Origin of the sequence: Alteromonas sp. MmMcT2-2 (genome assembly GCF_022348305.1) — a bacterium.
GTDB classification, from domain to species: domain Bacteria; phylum Pseudomonadota; class Gammaproteobacteria; order Enterobacterales; family Alteromonadaceae; genus Alteromonas; species Alteromonas macleodii.
In genome coordinates this window covers 1-1,720 of record NZ_JAKRFA010000030.1, presented here as the reverse complement: position 1 = coordinate 1,720, position 1,720 = coordinate 1, and the positions used below count along the sequence as shown (strand labels likewise).

Annotated in this window: 1 pseudogene (cut by a window edge); it reads left to right on the top strand. The window is 48.1% G+C overall.

The features are described 5' to 3' along the window. Positions 1-1,720 (top strand): annotated as a pseudogene (locus tag MHM99_RS15410) (Tn3 family transposase) (its annotated part extends 50 nt beyond the left edge of the window); the annotation flags it as partial.

Below are 1,720 nucleotides of genomic sequence, written 5' to 3'. Positions count from 1 at the left end.
TTATTCCCCACCCATTTTTTCAATCGAAGAACAACGTCTGTACTTTTCTCTGAACGATGCGGAATTGGCAGTTTTTCGGTCAATTCGTCTCAGAGCTCATAGATGTTACTTTGTCGCGATTTTGGGATACTTCAAATCAAAGCCCGTCATCCTAGATATCGCTTACTCGCAGGTTTCTAAGGATTTAATGTTCATCAGTAAAGAGCTGCTTGGCGGCAAGGGGCTCAGACCATTCACTCCCTCACAAAAACAAAAAGATCGACTCTACGCAAAAGTATTAGACCTTGCTGGTTATCACAAATGGGACGAAAGTCAGCACTTCAATTCTCTTTTCGACCACCTTGTTCAGGTGGGCAATGCCTGGCTGGAGCCGCGTTACCTCTTTGATACTGCTATTGAACTTCACGTCTTTCTGGACAGCATAACAGCCATTGATGACGGACTAAGCCTGAACCAGCTCAGAGGCGGTGCAAAAAGTCTGACCGTACCTGAACTTAAAAAAGAGCTTGCCCTTTATCATCAGTTAGCGCCATGGCGCACGCAAATCAATGGCGTTATCGATGGGCTTAATCTGTCTCTTAAAAATCGACAACACTTCGGTGAGCTCATCAACTATTACGGTAGTAAACTCAAACGATTCAAACGCGCACAGCAGCATCTATGGTTGCTATGTCACCTGACAGAGCGGATACAACTGGCACTGGAACGGTTAACTGATGGGTTCATTTACCATATCCGCAAGCAACAAGAAGCTGCCAACACCTTTGCACAACAAGCAGTGTTCCTGTCCTGGCAGTCAGCCGCGGACAATGTCACGAAAGCGGCAGAGTTACTGCATCTGTTTGTGGATGAGAACATTGATGATAATCAACCCTTCTCAGTAGTCAGACAACAGGCATTGAAGGTCATGAATGACAGGGTTGTGCCTTGAATGTGAGGCCGGTAAAGGCTCAGAAGCCGTCGTCGCCCAACTTCAACAGATGCAGACGGAAATCGCATTCGGTGGACCACTGAAGACGATGGATACGTCGCTCATCCCGAAAAAGCACCTCCCATGGTTGGTTAAACAGGATAACGTTAACCCGCAACGTTACGAATGGCTGCTCTACCGGCAGTTAACCTCACGACTGAATGGACGCATTTATTTGCCAAATGTTACCAAATACCGCGCACTGGAAGACGACCTGATCCCCCAGACATCGCAGGATACCTTGCTGGCCTCATCAACACTGGACAGACTAAAACAGCCCGCAGAGTTATTGTTACAGGAGAAACAACACCGGCTGGAAAGTGCACTCAAAGACGTTGCTCTCCATATTGATGAGGGAGACAATCGAAATGTGATCATGAAAAATCGTACCGGTACCCGCTGGCGTCTGCCGACCAAAAGCGCTACATCTCTGGTCAACAATCCCTTTTTTAAGCGAATGCAACCGGTCGGTATCGCGGATGTACTGCGGTATGTAGAGCGCGAAACCGGGTTCATGAAATGTCTGACTCATGTACTTCCGATACAAAAACAAGGGTTCACTCATCAGGATGATTTACTGGCCATTCTGATTGCCAACGCCACTCACCGTGGTGTGTATGGCATGGCGCAGATCTCCGATCGAAGCTATGAACACCTGAGTACGGTGCAGGCCAACTATATCCGGCCTGAAACGCTGCATGACGCCAGCGACGTGATCAATAATGCGGTTGCAGCGCTACCCATCTTCCG